The sequence below is a fragment of the Planomonospora sp. ID67723 genome (assembly GCF_015711605.1).
In the GTDB taxonomy this organism is placed as follows: domain Bacteria; phylum Actinomycetota; class Actinomycetes; order Streptosporangiales; family Streptosporangiaceae; genus Planomonospora_A.
Map to the genome: position 1 here is coordinate 2,474,481 of NZ_JABTEZ010000001.1, position 16,462 is coordinate 2,490,942.

Here is a 16,462-nt window from a genome sequence, read left to right on the forward strand (position 1 = left end):
TAGCGTCGAGACCATGGAGAGCAACAGGCGCGTACCCGCCTGGGCCGCGGCGCTGGTCGGCCTGGTCGCGGGCGCGGTGGCGACAGGCGTGTCCCTGCTGGCCGCGGGAGTGGTGAAGCCCGGCGCCTTCCCGGTCCTGGCGGTCGGCGACGCGGCCGTCGACCTGTCCCCGCCCTGGCTGAAGGACTGGGCCATCCGGACCTTCGGCGAAGCCGACAAGACCGTCCTGCTCGCGGGCGTCCTGACCGTCCTGGCCGCCCTCGCCGCCGGGGTCGGCGTCCTGTCCTCCCGCGACACCCGGTACGGCCAGGCCGTCCTGGCCTGCCTCGGCGGGATCGGCCTCCTGGCCGTCCTGACCCGCCCCGGAGCGGGCCCGGCCGACGCCGTCCCGGCCCTCGCGGGCACCGCCGCCGGCATGGTGGCCCTCTCCAGGCTCATCCGCCCCAGGTTCGTCCGCCGCTCCCTCGCCTCCGGTCCCGGCTCCCCCCGCCCGTGGTTCGGCGGGGACCCGGAAACCGCGCCGGTCCCGCCGGTCATGCAGGCGGGGGAGGAGCGCTACTCCCTCGACCGGCGCGGGCTGCTGACCGGGCTGCTCGGCGGGGTGGTCGTGGCCGGGGCCACCGGGGCTGCGGGGCGGCTGCTGTCGGGGGGCACCGAGGTGGACGCGGCTCGCGCCGGACTGGCGCTCCCGACGCCTTCGACCTCCGCCAGGCCCGTCCCCGCCGGGGCCGATCTCAAGATCAGAGGGCTGTCGCCCTTCTTCACCCCCAACCGGGACTTCTACCGGGTGGACACCGCCCTCATCGTCCCCCGGGTCGACCCCCGAGAGTGGACCCTGAAGATCCACGGCATGGTCGACCGGCCCGTCGAGCTGACCTTCGCCGACCTGATGAGACGGCCCCTGGTGGAGGCGGACGTCACCCTCTGCTGCGTCTCCAACGAGGTCGGCGGGCCGTACATCGGCAACGCCCGCTGGCTCGGCGCCCGCCTGGCCGACCTGCTGCGCGAGGCCGGTGTCCAGCGGGAGGCCGACATGCTGCTGAGCACCTCCGACGACGGCTGGACCTGCGGCACCCCGGTCGACGTCGTCATGGACGGCCGGGACGCGCTGCTCGCCGTCGCGATGAACGGCGAGGCGCTGCCCGTCGACCACGGCTTCCCCGCCCGGCAGGTCGTCCCCGGGCTGTACGGCTACGTCTCGGCGACCAAATGGGTGACGGAGATCAAGCTCACCCGGTTCGACCGGGACGAGGCGTACTGGACGCCCAAGGGCTGGGCCGCCAAGGGACCGGTCAAGACGCAGTCGCGCATCGACCTCCCCAAGCCCGGAACGACCCTGCCGCCGGGCCGTACGGTCATCGCCGGCGTGGCCTGGGCCCAGCACAAGGGCGTGGACGCGGTCGAGGTGCGGATCGACGGCGGGCCGTGGCGGCAGGCCAGGCTCGCCGAGGCGCCGACGGCCGACACCTGGCGGCAGTGGGTCATCGACGACTGGGACGCCGCCCCGGGCAGGCACACCATCGAGGTACGCGCCACCGACGCCACCGGCTACACCCAGACCGCCGCCAAGGCCCCGGTCGCCCCGGACGGAGCCACCGGCTGGCACGCGGTCGAGGTCACGGTCGCCTGATCCGACCCGGGAAGACTCCTCCCCCCGATCTGGTCAACTCCGCCCCGCCGTGCAGGTGAGCGGCCTACCATCGGGCAGCGAAACGGGTGGGACAAGGGGGATTCGTATGACGCGATGGCTTCTGCCCGCGGGGGTCTACAACCCGGTCGTGACCTCGGACGGCAAGCGGTGGCGCGACTTCGAGCTGGAGACCCCGGCTCCGGTGGTCGTCGCCCCGCCCAGGGAACCCGAGCGCGAACCATGGCGGCCGCCGCCGCTGGACCGCTACCGGCCGTACGGCGTGACCGGCGGGCTCACCCCGCCGCTGCAACAGGCCCAGACGGACATCGAACGCGCCGTGCCGCCCGACGACCGGGGCCGGCCCAGGCGCTTCCCCGACCCCCGCGGCATGTGGATCCGGCTGATCAACGGGACCGGCGCCGCCGACGACCCGTTCCGGGCGGCCAACGCCCTCGACTGCGCGCTCGCCGTCCTGGCCACCTGGTACGGCGCGCCGACCGCGGCCGCGCCCCGGTACCCCGAATACGACCGCATCGGCAAACCGCTGCTCACCGGCGAGAGCGGCGGCCCGGCCCGGGCCGAACGCTGGCTCGGGCACCGCCTCCAGTACATCGGGCACGGCCGCCGCGCCTACACCCCCATCGCGCAGTTGCTGCTGGCCGGCGGGCACGGCTCGGCCGCCCTCATCGTCACCCGGTGGCCGAGCGGCGGCAGCCACGCGTGGAACGCCGTCAACTCCGGCGGCGAGGTCATCTGGATCGACGCCCAGCGGGGCCACATGGCCGTCGAACCGCCCTACGACTCCGTGACCGGCGTCTTCTGCGCGGTCATCGACAGAGACGGGAGGAGACTGTGAACCTCGAACAGGCCAGAGCCGTCGCCGAGGAATACATCAACGGCGTCCGCCCCCTCGACGACGCCCTCGAGATCGGGATATACGCCTTCAAGGAAGGCTACGTCGCCTGGCCCAAGGAACCCGAACCCGACGACCCCGCCGTCCTGCCCGACACCGTCGGCGCCGGATGCATCGTCATCGACAAGGCCACCGGCGAGATCGCCATCCGCCCCCTCCTCAACCCCGAGACCGTGGCAGAACAGTGGCCGGGGCGCCGCCCCCGATAGCGGCCGCCCCGGCAGTCCCGCCTCCGGTCAGCCGCTCGCCAGCGATCCCACGATCGAGGCGCGGGCCGCCCTGCGGGCGGGCAGCACCGCGGCCACCACGCCCGCCAGACCGGACAGCGCCACGAACGCCAGCACCTGCGCCACCGGGAGCCGGAAGATGACTCCCGTCGTCATCGTGTTCGTCGCGGCCCAGCCGAACACCACGCCCAGCGCCACACCCACCAGGGCGCCGATCACGCCCAGCACCAGCGCCTCGATCGACAACATCCCGCGCAGCTGCGGCCGGGTCAGCCCCAGCGCCCGCAGCAGCGCCGACTCCCGGGTCCGCTCGTGCACCGACAACGACAGCGTGTTCGCGATGCCCAGCAGCGAGATGAGGATCGACAGGCCCAGCAGACCCGTGATGATCATCAACATCATGTCCAGGGCCTCGTCGAACTCGCCCCGCACCTCCGTCGAGCTGGCCACCTTCGCCGTCGGGTACGGCTGCGCCGCCGCCTCGACCGCCTTGCGCGCCTTGTCCTCCGCCACGCCGTCTCTGGCGTTGGCCATGATCTGGCTGTCGCCGAGCCGGCCGAAGTATCCCTCGAACTCCCTCTCCGCGACCGTCACCGGAGGCAGCACGCTGCTCTCCGCGGAGAACGTCGCCACGACCTCGAGCCGGACCGTGCCGCTCTCCGTCGTCTTCACCGCGACCGTGCCGCCGACCTTCACCCCCAGCGTCTTGGCGACCTCGTCACTCAGGGCCACCGCACCCGGGCCCAGACCGGCGAACGAACCCGTCTCGGCCTTCGGCGCGAAACCCTCGGCAGGGGTGAAAGTGCCGACCACCTCCTCGCCGTTGTCACCGACCTTCGCCGTGGTCGCCCGCAGCGCCACCACCGAGGCCAGCTCCGGCCTGGCCCGCAGCTCCTCCGCCAGCGCCCGGGGCAGACCGGCCTCCTGGCCGCCCTGAGCCTGCACCATGTAGTCGACCGGGAACTGCTCGTCCAGCTTCGCGCCGAACGTGGCACGCGACGTCGAGGTGAGCACCGAGATCAACGTCATCAGCGTCACCCCGATGGTCAACGCCACCGTCGTGGTCGCCGCCCGCTTCGGGTTGCGCCGGGAATTGTCCACCGCCAGCCTGCCCGGCACCCCGAACAGCTTGCGGGGCAGCCACCCCGCGAACGCACTCAGCGGCCTGACCAGAACCGGCCCCAGAATCAGCACCGCCAGGAAGGTGAGAGCACCGCCGAGCATGACCACGTACAGCGCGGCCTCACCCGGATCCATGCTCACCCCGAACGCCGTCGCGCCGCCCCCGGCCAGCAGGAACAGCCCCGCGAAGACACTCCGCAGCACGCCGGTCCGGAAGGTCTGCTCCTCCACCTGCGAGCGCAGCGCCGCGATCGGCGCCACCCTCGTCGCCGCCCGCGCCGGCAGCAGCGCCGCAGCCACCGTCACCAGCACGCCCAGCACCAAGCCGACGGCGATCGTGCGCGAGGTCAGCGCCACACCACCGGAGGGCACCTCCAGCCCGGTCCGGCCCAGGACCTCCAGCGCCCCCGCACCCAGCCCCAGGCCGGCCAGCAGGCCGAGCACCGACGAGATCACGCCCACCACCGCCGACTCCAGCACGACCGAGCCGAACACCTGCCTGCGGGTGGCCCCGATGCAGCGCAGCAACGCCATCTCACGCGTCCGCTGCGCCACCAGGATGTTGAACGTGTTGTAGATCACCAGCGCCGCGACGAACATCGCGACCAGACCGAACAGCAGCAGGCCCACCATCAGCACCGTGGTGTCCGCACCGTTGGCCGCGGCCAGGTCCTCGGCGTGCCGCGCACCGGTCTTCACCTCACCCCCGGCGCCCACCGCCGCGGCGACCGACCTGCGCAGAGCCTCGGCGTCCACCCCGTCGGCGGCCACCACGTCGATCTCCTGGAAGTCCTTCTCCCCGGTCATCCTGGCCGCGGTCTCGACCGTGAAACCGACCGCCCCCGTGTACGCCAGCCCCTGGTCGACCCCGATGTCGAACAACCCGACCAGCGCGAACTCGTGCTTGGCGTTCTCCGAGTCGAGCACCGTGATCGTGTCACCCACCGCGAACTCCCGCGTTTTGGCGGTGTTCTCGTCCAGTACGGCCTCCGCCGCCCCCCGGGGCGCCCGGCCGCTGACGATCTCGGTCCGGTTCAGCCGGCCCTCCGGGATCGAGATCCCCGACGTCGGGAAGTCACCCGCGGCCTTGCCGTCCTTTCCGACCAGCGCCGCCGTACCCCGCACGATGCCCTGGGCGTCCGCCACGCCCTCGACGGCACGGATCTTCTCCAGCAGCGCCGCCCGGACGGGCGGCTGCTCGCGCCCCTCGCGCTCCGGCGGCAGCACCGCGACATCGATCTTGTCCGCCGCCGCCGCGAACTTCTGCCGGAAACCCGCCTCGATCGTGTCGGTGAGCACGAACGTGCCCGCGATGAAGCTCACCCCCAGCGTGATCGCCAGGGAGGTGAGCAGCAGCCGCACCTTGTGCGCCCGCAATCCGGCCAGAGTCGTCTTCAGCAACTCAGGCCTCCAGTCTCATCAGGGTGTCCAGCACCGACTGCGGGGTCGGCTGCGCCAGCTCGCTCACCAGCAGGCCGTCCCGAAGGAACACCACCCGGTCCGCGTACGACGCCGCCACCGGATCGTGCGTCACCATCACGATCGTCTGCCCCAGCTCCCGCACCGACGTCCGCAGGAACGACAGCACCTCGGTCCCGCTCCGCGAGTCCAGGTTCCCCGTGGGCTCGTCGGCGAAGATGACCTGCGGCTTGCTGATCAGCGCCCGGGCCACCGCCACCCGCTGCTGCTGCCCGCCCGACAGCTCCGTCGGCTTGTGCGCCAGCCGGTCCCGCAGGCCCACCGTCTCCACGACCCGGTCGAACAGCTCCTGGTCCGCCTGGCGCCCCGCGATCTCCAGCGGGAGCCGGATGTTCTGCTCCGCCGTCAGCGTCGGCAGCAGGTTGAACGCCTGGAAGATGAAACCGATCCGCTCCCGGCGCAGCAGCGTCAGCTGCTTGTCGCCGAGCCCCGTCAGCTCCACGTCACCGATGTGCACCCGCCCCGCGCTGACCGTGTCCAGTCCCGCCAGGCAGTGCATCAGCGTCGACTTGCCCGACCCCGAAGGACCCATGATCGCGGTGAAGGCCCCCGTCGAGAAAGCGACGTCCACCCCTCGGAGGGCGTGCACGGCCGCGTCACCCTGACCGTAGACCTTGGTCAGCCCTCTGGCGACCACGGCGGGCGCCACATCCCCCCGAGCGCTCCGCGCGCCGACCTCTCCGGTGATGGTCACGTCGATCTCTCCTCAGTAACGGCTGCGATCTGACGAGATAGACGCTATTGCCAGGGAAAACGCGATCCATCGGACTCACGGACGGACTTCGCCTCAACCGAACGACCGGCCCCGTACCCCCCGTGCGACCAGCGGGGGAGACCCGCCTCGTCCATTCGGACGACCCATCCGCGGCGGACGACCCGCCAGACCCGCCCAGGCACCACCACGACGACCCGCCCGACCGCCTAACCCGCCGAATGGGGAACGACCAGCCCCGACTCGTAGGCGTACACCACCACCTGCGCCCGATCCCGCAGCCCCAGCTTCGCCAGCACCCGCCCCAGATGCGTCTTCACCGTCGCCTCCGCCAAGTCCAGCCGCGCCGCCACCTCGACGTTCGACAACCCCCGTGCCACCAGCACCAGCACCTCCCGCTCCCGCGCCGTCAAGCCCGACAACGCCGACGGCTCCACCCCGCCCGGCGACGGAAGATGCACCGCGAACCGCTCCAGCAACCGCCGCGTCGTACTCGGCGCCACCACGGCATCCCCGCTGTGCACCGAACGGATCGCACTCACCAGATCCGCCGGAGGCACATCCTTCAGAAGGAAACCCGACGCCCCCGCCTTCAACGCCGCGAACGCGTAATCATCCAGATCGAACGTCGTCAGGATCAGCACCCGCGGCCCCTCCACCCCGGCACAGATCAACCGCGTCGCCTCGACCCCATCCATCACCGGCATGCGCACGTCCATCAGCACGACGTCCACTCCACCCGACCGCGCCACCTCCACCGCGGCCCGGCCGTCCGCCGCCTCCCCCACCACCTCGATGTCCGGCTGCGCCTGCAACACCATCCGGAACCCCGTCCGCAGCAACTCCTGATCGTCGACCAGCACCACCCGGATCCCCGACCGCTCCGTCATGCCGCCCGGCTCCCGCCCGGCTCTCCGACTGGCAGCCGCACCACCACCTGGAACCCACCCCCCGGACGAGGCCCCGCCTCCACCGTCCCGCCGAACATCGCCGCCCGCTCTCGCATCCCCACCAGACCATGCCCGCCGGGCCGTGACCGAGCCGCCGCTCCCCGGCCGTCATCGCACACCCGCACCACCAGCTCACGCACGCCGTACTCCATCTCCACCACCGCCCCGGAACCCGGACCGCCGTGCTTGAGCGTATTGGTCAGCGCCTCCTGAACGATCCGGTACACCGTCAGCTGCTCACCCTCCGGCAACTCCCGCACAACCCCGACCACCCGGAGCTCCACCGGCAACCCCGAAGCGCGCACCCGCTCCACCAGACCGTCCAACTGCGACAGATCCGGCTGCGGGGCGTACTCCTCCACACCCCCGTCATCGGCCCGCAACACCCCCACCATCCGCCGCATCTCCGCCAGCGCCCGCCGCCCCGTCGCCGAGATCACCCGAACCGCCTCACGCGCCTGCTCCGGGTCCTGATCGATCGCATACCCCGCACCGTCCGCCTGGACGATCATCACACTCACGTTGTGCGCCACCACATCGTGCAACTCCCGCGCGATCCGCGCGCGCTCCGCCGCCGCGGCCAGCCGCGCCTGCTGATCCCGCTCACGCTCCGCCCGCTCCGCCCGCTCCTCCAGGCCCTCCAGGTAACGGCGGCGCGTATTGGCGTAGATCCCCGAGATCCAGATCGCCACCACGAACACCGACATGCTCGCCCACGTCTCGAAGTCCGGATCCCTCGTGACCTGCCCGAACGCCAGGGCGAGCCCCAGCTCCGCCACCAGACCCGCCGCCACCGCCCAGCGCACCCCGCGGCACGACGCCACCGTGTACATCGCCACCAGCACCGACAGATTGAACGGCGTCGCCTCCACACCGAACACCCACTGGACGAAACTCGTCGCCGAGACCACCCCGAACACCGTCAGCGGCCACCGCCGGCGCCACAACAACGGCGCCACCAGCACCGCGCCCAGCACCACGTACCACCAGAACGGCAGAACCCCCGAACCGGCCCCCGGCCCGGAGGCATACGACGCCAGGACGATCAGGCAGAGCACCACGAACGGCGTCAGCCACAAGACGTCCACGATCCACGGATGGCGCCGACCCCAGTCGCGAAATCTCCCGAACACACCTCCACCATACGTATCCGCAGATCAGCGCCCTTCCCCCAAAAGGCGGAGACCCGCCTACGACCCAGGTCGCACACCGCCCGCCGCTTACGCGGCACTTACGCCCCCTACGACACCATGGTTTCCGGGAGCACCCTCCGGGGTGAGTAAAGGGAGAATGTTTGTGATGGCGGATCACAACGACGCCGGGTCGCGCGGTTCTGAGGACGCGCCGCGCGACCCGGCGGTCCGAGACGGTGACACGACCGCACTGCCGGCCACCGGCCAGAGCGGGGAGCAGCAGGGCCCCTCGGCACCCGGCCCCGCCGGGCCACGCCCGGCCGCCGGACCCTACGGGCCCTACGGCCCCGGAGGCCCCGGCTGGAGCGCCCCCGGCTGGACCGCGACGGCAGCCACGACAGCCACGGCACCTCGGCCGCCCAGGTCAGGCAGATATGCCCGCACCACCCGCGGCAAGACCTTCCAGATCATCGCCGCCGCCCTCGTCGGCGCCCTCCTGGGCGGTGGAACCGTCGCCGTCCTCGACAGGATCGGCGACCGCCACCGTGCCGGACACATCGCCGGCCGCATGGACGACCGCCCCGGCCGCATGGACGACCGCCGCGGCCCGCAGGACGGCGACCGCGCCCCCTGGCGCGAGCGCTGGAACCCCGACGGCGAGCGCGGCCACCGGGAAGGCCCCCGCATGCGGATGCCCCGCGGCGACGGCTCCCACCTGCCCCGCTTCTGCGAACCCATCGAGGGCGGCTTCAAATGCACCCTCCGCAGCCCGGAAGCCGGCCCCGCCACTCCGGCGCCCGCCCCCACCGCGCCGACGCCCTCGCCGTCCTCCTGACCTCCGCGCGGCGCTCCAGAAAGACGCGGCGCTCCAGAAAGACAGGGACAAGCCAGCGCCGTCCCCGGCGGTGGGGCCGACGTCCTCATCGCCGTCCGCCTGGGGAAATGCGGCGGTGTGTCCCTCTTCTAGGAATCTCCGTCGAAGAAGGTTGACCGCTTCACGTATCACCGCGGATCACGATGCAGATCTTCTGTGAAGACCGTGGCGTTTGACGAACAGGTCGTCCTGAGGGGAGAAAGTTGTGCTGGTGGTAATCGATTTAAGGCTTACCGTATGACTTCTCGGGATTCCGTGGGGTTGGCGGGACTCGAACCCGCGCTTTACGCCACCTAAAGACGTCGCCTCTGCCGCTGGGCTACAACCCCTATTCTTTCCTGCGGAATCCTCCGTCTGTGAATGACGGTTCGGACAGAGGCGTCGCAGGCTCTCTATTCTTTTGTCGAGCCAGTCTCCACTGATGTGGCCGACGTGCAGCGTGAGAGGTGTTCCTTCTCACACGCCCTCGATCTTACATGGACTGCAGCGGTAGGGCACGCCTGCTTCCTGAAGCGCTCGCCGGAGCACCGGGGGCCGGTCCTGGGGGAGCCCTCGGGTCGTATGCGGAGGGTTTCGGCCGGACGCAGGCGCCTCGGCGATCGCCGCTCTCGGTCGCCGGCCTGTCCCGAGAAGTGTGAGGTGCCGATCCCGAAGCGCTTCAGACGGCGGCTGGTGCGGGTGTGGTTCCCGCCCGCGATGGTGGTGCCGGGGCGGCGGAGGGTGTCGGCGATGCCGAGGGAGTCGGCCGCCGCCTCGGCCGGCATTTCCGGGGTGTACTCGTATTCGGCCGGCATGCGTCGATCGAGTTTGTCTTGCATGCCCCAAGGCCAGAGAATTCATGCGTCATTTCCTGGGGCACGCGCAGGCCGTACCAAACGGTGAAGAACTGTATTCAGTCGAGTCCCAGTTCGCGGCGGAGCCGGGCCACGTGGCCGGTGGCCTTCACGTTGTAGAGGGCCTTCTCGATTTTGCCGTCGGGGTCGATGACGAAGGTGGAGCGGAGGACGCCGACGATGGTCTTTCCGTACATCGTCTTCTCGCCGTAGGCGCCGTAGGCCTTGTGGACCTCCAGGCCGGGGTCGGACAGCAGGGGGAAAGTGAGGGCGTCGTGCTCGGCGAACTTGGCGAGTTTGGCCGGGGTGTCCTTGGAGACGCCGAGGACGGCGAAGCCGGCGGCGGTCAGGGAGGCGAGGCTGTCGCGGAAGTCGCAGGCCTGCTTGGTGCAGCCGGGGGTCATCGCGGCGGGGTAGAAGTAGAGGATGACCCGCTTGCCGCGGTAGGCGTCCAGGGAGACGACGGTGCCGTCGGCGGCGGGGAGGGCGAGGTCCGGGGCGGCGTCGCCTGGTTCGAGTTTCATGATTTTCCTCCATGGAACGGTTCTCTGGTCAACTTAGCGGCCTGTCCGAAGTGTCGTCGGCGCGCTGGACCTGACAGACTGATCAATGTCAAGGGCGATGAGAGGAGAGCCATGGCGGACACCGATCCCGCGGAGCTGGAGCGGCGGATCGAGCGTACGCGTGCGGAGTTGGCCCGGACGGTCGACGCCATCGCGGACCGGGTGAGTCCGGGCAACGTCGCGCGGCGGACCGTCGCCAGGGCGGAGTCGAACGCGAGGCAGTTCGTGGTCTCTCTGGGGGAGCGGATCAGCGATGCGGTGGGGATCGCGCCCCGGCCGGTGAAGCCGGAGGGCGAGCCGGATGATCTGTGGGCGGATGAGCGGCCGGGGCTGGCGCCGGTGCTGGTCGGCGTGGGGGCCGTGCTGGTGGTCGGGGCGGCGGTCGTGTTGTGGCGTCGCCGCCGCGGGTGAGCCGGGGCGTCAGAGGAACGTGCGGCCCTCGCCCCGGTAGGTCGGGACCTCGTCGACGACGACGTCGCCGTCGATGAGGTGGAGGGTGGCGAAGCGTTCGCTGAGTTCGCCTGCTTTGGCGTGGCGGAACCAGACGCGGTCGCCGAGGCGGAGGTCTTCGGCGGCCTGGCCGGTGAGGGGGGTCTGGACCTCGCCGGCGCCCTCGTCGGGGTGATAGCGCAGGCCGCAGGGCAGGTAGGGCTGGGGGAGCCGGTCGGGGCCGGGGGCGCCGGAGGCGACGTAGCCGCCGCCGAGGACGGTGACGACGCCGGGGGCGGGGCGGCGGACGACGGGGAGGGCGAAGAGGGCGGCGGGGTGGCCGGTGAAGCCTCGGTAGAAATCGAAGAGCCGGGGGTGGAAGAAGCCGGATCCGGCGGCGAGCTCGGTGACGGCCTTTTCGCGGGTGGTGGTGCCGATGCTGCCGGTGCCGCCGCCGTTGACGAATTCGAGGTCGGAGATCTGCCGGACGGCTTGCACGATGCGGCCTCTGCGCATGACGAGTTCGTGGCGGGAGCGGGTCTGCATCCAGCGGATGACGTGGGTGAGGGCGGGCCTGCCGGGTGGGTTGTCGCCGACGCCGGCGATCTGGGCCTCGTAGGCCATGAGTCCGACGAGGCGGAGACCGGGGCGTTTGGCGGTGTCGGCGGCGAGGTCGGCCGCCTGGTCGGCTTCGCGGATGGGGGAGCGGAGGGCGCCTGCCCGGAATTTGCCGCCGAGGGCGACATACCCGGCGTCGATGTCCAGACATATCCGGATCTCGTGGCGGTTGTGGACGTCGGCCACCGCGGACTCGATGAAGTCCAGGTGCTCGGAACGATCCACCATCACCGTGATCTCCTGCGCGGCACGGGCGTCGGCGGCCAGGGCGGCCAGCGCGGTCCGGTCGGCGGTGGGGTAGGCGACGAGCACGTCCCGCAGCCCGGTGGAGACCAGCCAGAGGGCCTCGGGCAGGGTGAAGGCCATGATCCCGGCGAACCCGTCCAGCGCGAGCACGCGTTCCAGGACGGGACGGGAGCGGATGGACTTGCTGGCGACCCTGATGGGTTTGCCGCGGGCCCGCCGTGCCATGTCGGCGGCGTTGGCGCGCAGGGCCGCGAGGTCGAGCACGGCGAAGGGGGGATCCAGGTGCGCGGTGGCCCGGTCGTAGCGCTGACGGTCGTCCATGGGGGCAGGATAACTCCGCCCGGCCGAATATGAATATTGCTCACGTTGATCGTCATCGGTAAATTCTTCCGCCGGGCCGGGCCCGGGTTCCGGCAAGCGACCGAGCCGCTTCTCTGCGGAGGGTGCCGCCGGGCACTACACCTGACCGGGTGATGACTACTCTCCAGGGGACCCTGGCGGGCGCGGGAAGCAGCACGCTGGAAGAGCGTCCCCGCTCGGTCCGCCGCAGGTCGGTACGGATGCTCCGGCCGAACCGGAGCCCCGCGGGCGTGGCGGTCGCCCTGACGGTCTCGGTGTCGCTGTCGGCGGCGGTGGGCGCGACGGTCGGCCTGCTGACGGGCTCGCCTTTCGGGCTGGTGCCGTACCAGAAGCTCGCGTCCGGAGTCGGTGCGCTGAGCTGGTCGGATCCGGACGTGGCCGTCGCCTCGGTGCTGGTGGTCGTGGCCGGCCTGCTGCTGGTGACGCTGGCGGCGGTGCCGGGACGGACCCGGCTGGTGCCGCTGGAGACCGGCGATCCGCTGACGGTGATCGGCATGACCAGAGCGGGGCTGCGCCGTACGCTGCGGGCCGCGGCCGAGTCGGTGGACGGGGTGGGGCGGGCGCGGGTGCGTCTGGGGTCCCGGAAGGTCGAGGTCGTCGTGATCACCGACGCGCAGCGGACCGGCCAGCTCCTCCGCCAGGTCGGCGCCGCGGTCGGGGACCGGCTGGCCGGCGTGGGGGCGATGTACGGCGGTGAGGTCGTGGTGCGGCTGCGCGGGCGGGGGAACTGATGAAGGTCTACCTGGGCAACCGGATCGGGCTGGCCGTCACCGGGACGGTGCTGGCGGGGGGCGGGCTGTACGCCTTCCTGCGCGGGCAGGGAGAGCTGCCCGGCCACCCGGCGGGGCAGCCGATCCTGGACCGGGGGCTTCCCGCCCGGCTGGCGGAGGACCCGTGGCCGGGGTGGGTGGTGGCGCTAGTACTTGTAGTACTGGCGCTGGTATCCGTTCGCTGGCTGCTGTGCTCCCTGGGCTGGGGGCGGTGGGGGAGCCTGAGCGGGAGCGGCACCGCGATGCTGGGCGTCGCGCTTAAAGAAGTCGAAGGACTCGGCAGGATCCGGGTCAGGGCCCTGGAGGGGGACCGGGTCAGGATCACGGTGAGCTGCGGGCCCGCCGCCGACATCGGCGCTCTGGTGGATCGGATGAACAAGGACGCCGTCGACAGGGTCCGCCGGACGCTTGGGGACGAGCAGCTGGGGGCGCTGGTCCGTCTGCACGTCCGCCGCCGCTGACGCCCGGGACGGCGCCGTCATCGGCGGCGGGACCGGCTCGTCCGACTCCGGCCGCGGCTCCCGTCCGGGACTCTCGGACCCTGCTCCGTACGGCTCCCGCCCCCACCCGGTCCCGTACGGCACGCGCGTGCCGAAGGCGAGTCCGGCGGCCAGGCAGGCCAGCGGCACGGCGGGCACCACGTAGCGGTGGTCGAAGGCCGCGATGAACATCGGCAGCGCGATCAGCGTGACGGCGGCCGCCCACGGCGCCAGCACCGCGCCGCCGAGGGCCCAGGGGGTCCGCTCCGCGGGGGAGGAGGCGTCGTCGTGGGCGCGGTGGGCGCCCGCCTCGGAGCGGGGGCCGGGGTCCTCGGACCAGAATCCGTCCCCGGAGGTCTCCCGGAGATCGGCGGAGCGCCCGCCGAAGGGGCCCTCGGCGGAGGTCCGCAGCCGGGTGAGGACGCCGATCAGGCCGATGGCGAGGATGACGCCGAGGAAGGGGCCGCGCAGGAAGCCGTGCTCCTGGTAGGCGAGCAGCCAGCCCGCGTAGGGCTCGGCGAGGTAGGGCTCGCCGGACTCCTTCTGGTAGGCGAGGGCGATCTCCTCGGCGGTGCGGCCACGGGAGGCGGTGGCGTCGGGCAGGGAGGAGGCGGTGTCGGGGAAGACGTAGGCGCTCTGGTCGCCCTCGGTCGGGTAGACCCGGCGGTTCCAGTCGAAGACGTGCGCCAGGTCGGTGAGGCCGGCGCGGAGGAAGTCCAGGGGCTGCGCCTTGATCGCCTGAATGGCGAAGTCGCCGGCGAGCGCGTCGCGCTCGGCCCAGCCGCCCCGGACCTTGCCGATGGGGGAGTCGGCGCCCCAGATGTAGACCGGGGGCGGCCGGCGCTCGCTCAGCGGCTCGGTGGGGCAGAGCGCGGCCTCCGGCCCGGTGGGCAGGATCTTCGCGCAGTCGGCGAAGGTCATCGTGCGCGCCCACAGGAAGGTGCTGCCCCGGGTGAGGCCGTACTCGCCGTGCTCGGACGCGAACCAGGCGGCGTACCCGCCGAGGACGAGCGCGCTCGCCGTGGCGGTGGCCAGCAGCGCCCGCCATCCGGCGCGGCGCAGCGCCAGGCAGGCCAGCACGACGGCGACCAGCGGCAGCCCGATGGTCCGGGTGGTGGTGGCCGCGGCCAGCAGGACCCCGGCGAGCAGGGCGATCCAGACGGGCGGGCGGCGGCGCCACAGCAGAAGGGTGACCGCCAGCACGACCAGGAACTGGAAGAGCAGGTCGGCCATGACGAGGTGTTCGAGCTGGATCTGGTGGATGTCCAGCAGGACGGGCAGGGTGGCGAGCGTCGCGCCCCAGCCGGGCAGGCCGGCCAGCCGGCGCAGCAGCAGGTAGACGCAGACGGCCGAGGTCAGGCCGAGCAGGTGCTGGACCACGGCCACGGCCTGGACGCTTTCGAGGGGGCCCAGCAGCCACAGGAACAGCGAGTAGCCGGAGGGGCGCGACTCCATGGGCCGGGGGTCGAGGGCGGTGCCGAGGTAGGCGAAGGAGTCGGCCCAGAACCACAGGGCGGGGCGGTATCCCAGCACGGCCAGGACGCGCAGGCCGCCGCCGAGCAGCAGCGCGGCGGCGAACAGCCAGTGGTCGCGGAGGAAGCGGACCACCGGGTGGGCTCCCGTCGTCACCGAGACCTCCTGAGCTCCGAAGCAGGTCATAAACGATATCCGGAGGACCGCACACTCTTGGACGGGATTGTGAACTTCGTGCTGCCGTGCCGCGGAGGAGGGGTCAGCACTCGATGACGTTGACGGCGAGGCCGCCGCGGCTCGTCTCCTTGTACTTGTCCAGCATGTCGCGGCCGGTGTCGCGCATCGTCTTGATCGCCTTGTCGAGTGAGACGAAGTGGCGGCCGTCGCCGCGCAGCGCGATCCGGGCGGCGGTGATGGCCTTGATCGCGGCGACCGCGTTGCGCTCGATGCACGGGATCTGGACCAGGCCGCCGACCGGATCGCAGGTCAGGCCCAGGTTGTGCTCGATGCCGATCTCGGCGGCGTTCTCCACCTGCTCGGGGGTGCCGCCCAGCACCTCGGTGAGCCCGGCGGCGGCCATCGAGCAGGCCGAGCCGACCTCGCCCTGGCAGCCCACCTCGGCGCCGGAGATGGAGGCGTTCTCCTTGAACAGCACGCCGACCGCGCCCGCGGTGAGCAGGAACCGGACCACGCCGTCGTCGTCGGCCTTGCGCACGAACCGGTCGTAGTAGGTGAGCACGGCCGGGACGATCCCCGCCGCGCCGTTGGTGGGGGCGGTGACGATCCGGCCGCCGGCGGCGTTCTCCTCGTTGACGGCGAGGGCGAACAGCGTGACCCAGTCCATCGTCTGCAGGGAGTCCTTCTCCGGGGACTCGGTCTGGAGCTGCCGGTGGAGCTGGTTGGCGCGCCTGCGGACCTTCAGCCCGCCGGGCAGCACGCCCTCCTTGGCGATGCCCCGGTCGACGCACTCGGACATGACCTGCCACAGGTGCAGCAGCCCGGCGCGGATCTCGGCGTCGGTACGGCCGAAGGCCTTCTCGTTCTCCAGCATCAGACCGGAGATCGACAGGCCCGTCTCGCGGCAGTGGGCGAGCAGCTCGGCGGCGGTGGTGAAGGGGTACGGCAGCACGGTGTCGTCGGCCTTGATCCGGTCGGCGCCGGTGGCGTTCTCGTCCACGACGAAGCCGCCGCCGACTGAGTAGTAGACCTTCTGCCTGAGGATCTCCCCGCAGTCGTCGAAGGCGGTGAAGCGCATGCCGTTCGGGTGGCCGGGGAGGGAGATCTTGCGCTCGAAGACGAGGTCCTCGCCGACGACGAAGGGGATCTCGCGGGAGCCGTACAGGTGGACGGTGCCGGACGCCTTCATGGCGGCCAGCCGGTCCTCCACGCCGTCGACGTCGACGAGCTCGGGCTTCTCGCCGGACAGGCCGAGCAGGACGGCCTTGTCGCTGCCGTGGCCCTTGCCGGTGAGGCCGAGCGAGCCGTACAGGATCGCCTCGACCCGCGCGGTCTTGTCCAGGAGGCCGTCGTGGTCGAGGCTCCGAGCGAACTTGTGGGCGGCGGCCATCGGCCCGCCGGTGTGGGAGCTGGAGGGGCCGATGCCGACCTTGAAGAGGTCGAAGACGCTGATCGCCATTGATCGGGTCCTTAA

The 16,462-nt window shown here is 71.8% G+C and carries 14 protein-coding genes and 1 tRNA gene; 6 read left to right on the forward strand and 9 right to left on the reverse strand.

Going from position 1 to position 16,462, the window contains the following annotated elements; all coding sequences use genetic code 11:
- The first annotated feature begins 13 nt into the window (after positions 1–13).
- From HS041_RS11520 to HS041_RS11530, 3 genes are all read left to right on the forward strand, one after another.
- On the forward strand, positions 14–1,630 hold the full coding sequence (locus tag HS041_RS11520; protein WP_196440455.1) for a molybdopterin-dependent oxidoreductase: 1,617 nt from the start codon (positions 14–16) through the stop codon (positions 1,628–1,630).
- A gap of 106 nt (positions 1,631–1,736) precedes the next feature.
- The gene (locus tag HS041_RS11525) at positions 1,737–2,486 is read left to right on the forward strand and encodes a toxin glutamine deamidase domain-containing protein (RefSeq protein ID WP_196440456.1); all 750 of its coding nucleotides are present in this window, start codon (positions 1,737–1,739) and stop codon (positions 2,484–2,486) included.
- On the forward strand, positions 2,483–2,752 hold the full coding sequence (locus tag HS041_RS11530; RefSeq protein ID WP_196440457.1) for an SUKH-4 family immunity protein: 270 nt from the start codon (positions 2,483–2,485) through the stop codon (positions 2,750–2,752). Before HS041_RS11525 ends, HS041_RS11530 begins: the two co-directional genes overlap by 4 nt.
- 27 nt (positions 2,753–2,779) lie before the next feature.
- Here the strand turns inward: HS041_RS11530 and HS041_RS11535 are convergent, their stop codons facing one another.
- From HS041_RS11535 to HS041_RS11550, 4 genes are all read right to left on the reverse strand, one after another.
- Positions 2,780–5,293 (reverse strand): ABC transporter permease, encoded by a 2,514-nt coding sequence (locus tag HS041_RS11535; RefSeq protein ID WP_196440458.1) that lies wholly within the window; start codon positions 5,291–5,293, stop codon positions 2,780–2,782.
- Between the two features lies 1 nt (position 5,294).
- A complete protein-coding gene (locus HS041_RS11540) occupies positions 5,295–6,065 on the reverse strand; it encodes an ABC transporter ATP-binding protein (protein ID WP_196440459.1) in 771 nt (256 codons plus the stop codon).
- Between the two features lie 227 nt (positions 6,066–6,292).
- Positions 6,293–6,973, reverse strand: a complete 681-nt coding sequence (locus HS041_RS11545; protein WP_196440460.1) for a response regulator — start codon at positions 6,971–6,973, stop codon at positions 6,293–6,295.
- Complete coding sequence (locus HS041_RS11550) at positions 6,970–8,166, reverse strand: sensor histidine kinase (RefSeq protein ID WP_307845241.1); 1,197 nt, start codon at positions 8,164–8,166, stop codon at positions 6,970–6,972. Before HS041_RS11550 ends, HS041_RS11545 begins: the two co-directional genes overlap by 4 nt.
- A gap of 166 nt (positions 8,167–8,332) precedes the next feature.
- Between HS041_RS11550 and HS041_RS11555 the strand changes: the two genes are divergently transcribed.
- Positions 8,333–9,001: a hypothetical protein gene (locus HS041_RS11555; protein WP_196440461.1), complete on the forward strand. Its 669-nt coding sequence runs from the start codon at positions 8,333–8,335 to the stop codon at positions 8,999–9,001.
- A gap of 295 nt (positions 9,002–9,296) precedes the next feature.
- Here HS041_RS11555 and HS041_RS11560 read toward each other — a convergent pair.
- Together HS041_RS11560 and bcp are read right to left on the reverse strand one after the other, a co-directional pair.
- A tRNA-Leu gene (locus HS041_RS11560) sits at positions 9,297–9,369 on the reverse strand.
- A gap of 563 nt (positions 9,370–9,932) precedes the next feature.
- The gene (bcp, locus tag HS041_RS11565) at positions 9,933–10,397 is read right to left on the reverse strand and encodes a thioredoxin-dependent thiol peroxidase (protein WP_196440462.1); all 465 of its coding nucleotides are present in this window, start codon (positions 10,395–10,397) and stop codon (positions 9,933–9,935) included.
- A gap of 111 nt (positions 10,398–10,508) precedes the next feature.
- Here bcp and HS041_RS11570 point away from each other — a divergent pair, with 111 nt between their 5' ends.
- On the forward strand, positions 10,509–10,847 hold the full coding sequence (locus HS041_RS11570; protein WP_196440463.1) for a DUF3618 domain-containing protein: 339 nt from the start codon (positions 10,509–10,511) through the stop codon (positions 10,845–10,847).
- 9 nt (positions 10,848–10,856) lie between these two features.
- Here the strand turns inward: HS041_RS11570 and HS041_RS11575 are convergent, their stop codons facing one another.
- Positions 10,857–12,050 carry an amino acid deaminase/aldolase gene (locus tag HS041_RS11575; protein WP_196440464.1) on the reverse strand — a complete coding sequence of 398 codons (1,194 nt, stop codon included), beginning with the start codon at positions 12,048–12,050 and terminating at the stop codon, positions 10,857–10,859.
- A 152-nt stretch (positions 12,051–12,202) separates the two neighbouring features.
- On the opposite strand from HS041_RS11575, the gene HS041_RS11580 reads away from it, so the two are divergent.
- Positions 12,203–12,820 carry a DUF6286 domain-containing protein gene (locus HS041_RS11580; protein ID WP_196440465.1) on the forward strand — a complete coding sequence of 206 codons (618 nt, stop codon included), beginning with the start codon at positions 12,203–12,205 and terminating at the stop codon, positions 12,818–12,820.
- 185 nt (positions 12,821–13,005) lie between these two features.
- Here HS041_RS11580 and HS041_RS11585 read toward each other — a convergent pair whose 3' ends face one another.
- Both HS041_RS11585 and HS041_RS11590 read right to left on the reverse strand, forming a co-directional pair.
- Positions 13,006–14,967 carry a hypothetical protein gene (locus tag HS041_RS11585; RefSeq protein WP_196440466.1) on the reverse strand — a complete coding sequence of 654 codons (1,962 nt, stop codon included), beginning with the start codon at positions 14,965–14,967 and terminating at the stop codon, positions 13,006–13,008.
- A 103-nt stretch (positions 14,968–15,070) separates the two neighbouring features.
- The gene (locus HS041_RS11590) at positions 15,071–16,447 is read right to left on the reverse strand and encodes an L-serine ammonia-lyase (RefSeq protein ID WP_196440467.1); all 1,377 of its coding nucleotides are present in this window, start codon (positions 16,445–16,447) and stop codon (positions 15,071–15,073) included.
- Positions 16,448–16,462: the final 15 nt, after the last annotated feature.

Excerpts from the sequence above, each read along its gene's own strand:
- HS041_RS11570 (WP_196440463.1), top strand. The coding sequence starts at position 10,509 with ATGGCGGACACCGATCCCGCGGAGCTGGAGCGGCGGATCGAGCGTACG.
- HS041_RS11545 (WP_196440460.1), bottom strand. The coding sequence starts at position 6,973 with ATGACGGAGCGGTCGGGGATCCGGGTGGTGCTGGTCGACGATCAGGAG.
- HS041_RS11590 (WP_196440467.1), bottom strand. The coding sequence starts at position 16,447 with ATGGCGATCAGCGTCTTCGACCTCTTCAAGGTCGGCATCGGCCCCTCC.
- bcp (WP_196440462.1), bottom strand. The coding sequence starts at position 10,397 with ATGAAACTCGAACCAGGCGACGCCGCCCCGGACCTCGCCCTCCCCGCC.
- HS041_RS11525 (WP_196440456.1), top strand. The coding sequence starts at position 1,737 with ATGACGCGATGGCTTCTGCCCGCGGGGGTCTACAACCCGGTCGTGACC.
- HS041_RS11520 (WP_196440455.1), top strand. The coding sequence starts at position 14 with ATGGAGAGCAACAGGCGCGTACCCGCCTGGGCCGCGGCGCTGGTCGGC.
- HS041_RS11580 (WP_196440465.1), top strand. The coding sequence starts at position 12,203 with ATGACTACTCTCCAGGGGACCCTGGCGGGCGCGGGAAGCAGCACGCTG.
- HS041_RS11555 (WP_196440461.1), top strand. The coding sequence starts at position 8,333 with ATGGCGGATCACAACGACGCCGGGTCGCGCGGTTCTGAGGACGCGCCG.
- HS041_RS11575 (WP_196440464.1), bottom strand. The coding sequence starts at position 12,050 with ATGGACGACCGTCAGCGCTACGACCGGGCCACCGCGCACCTGGATCCC.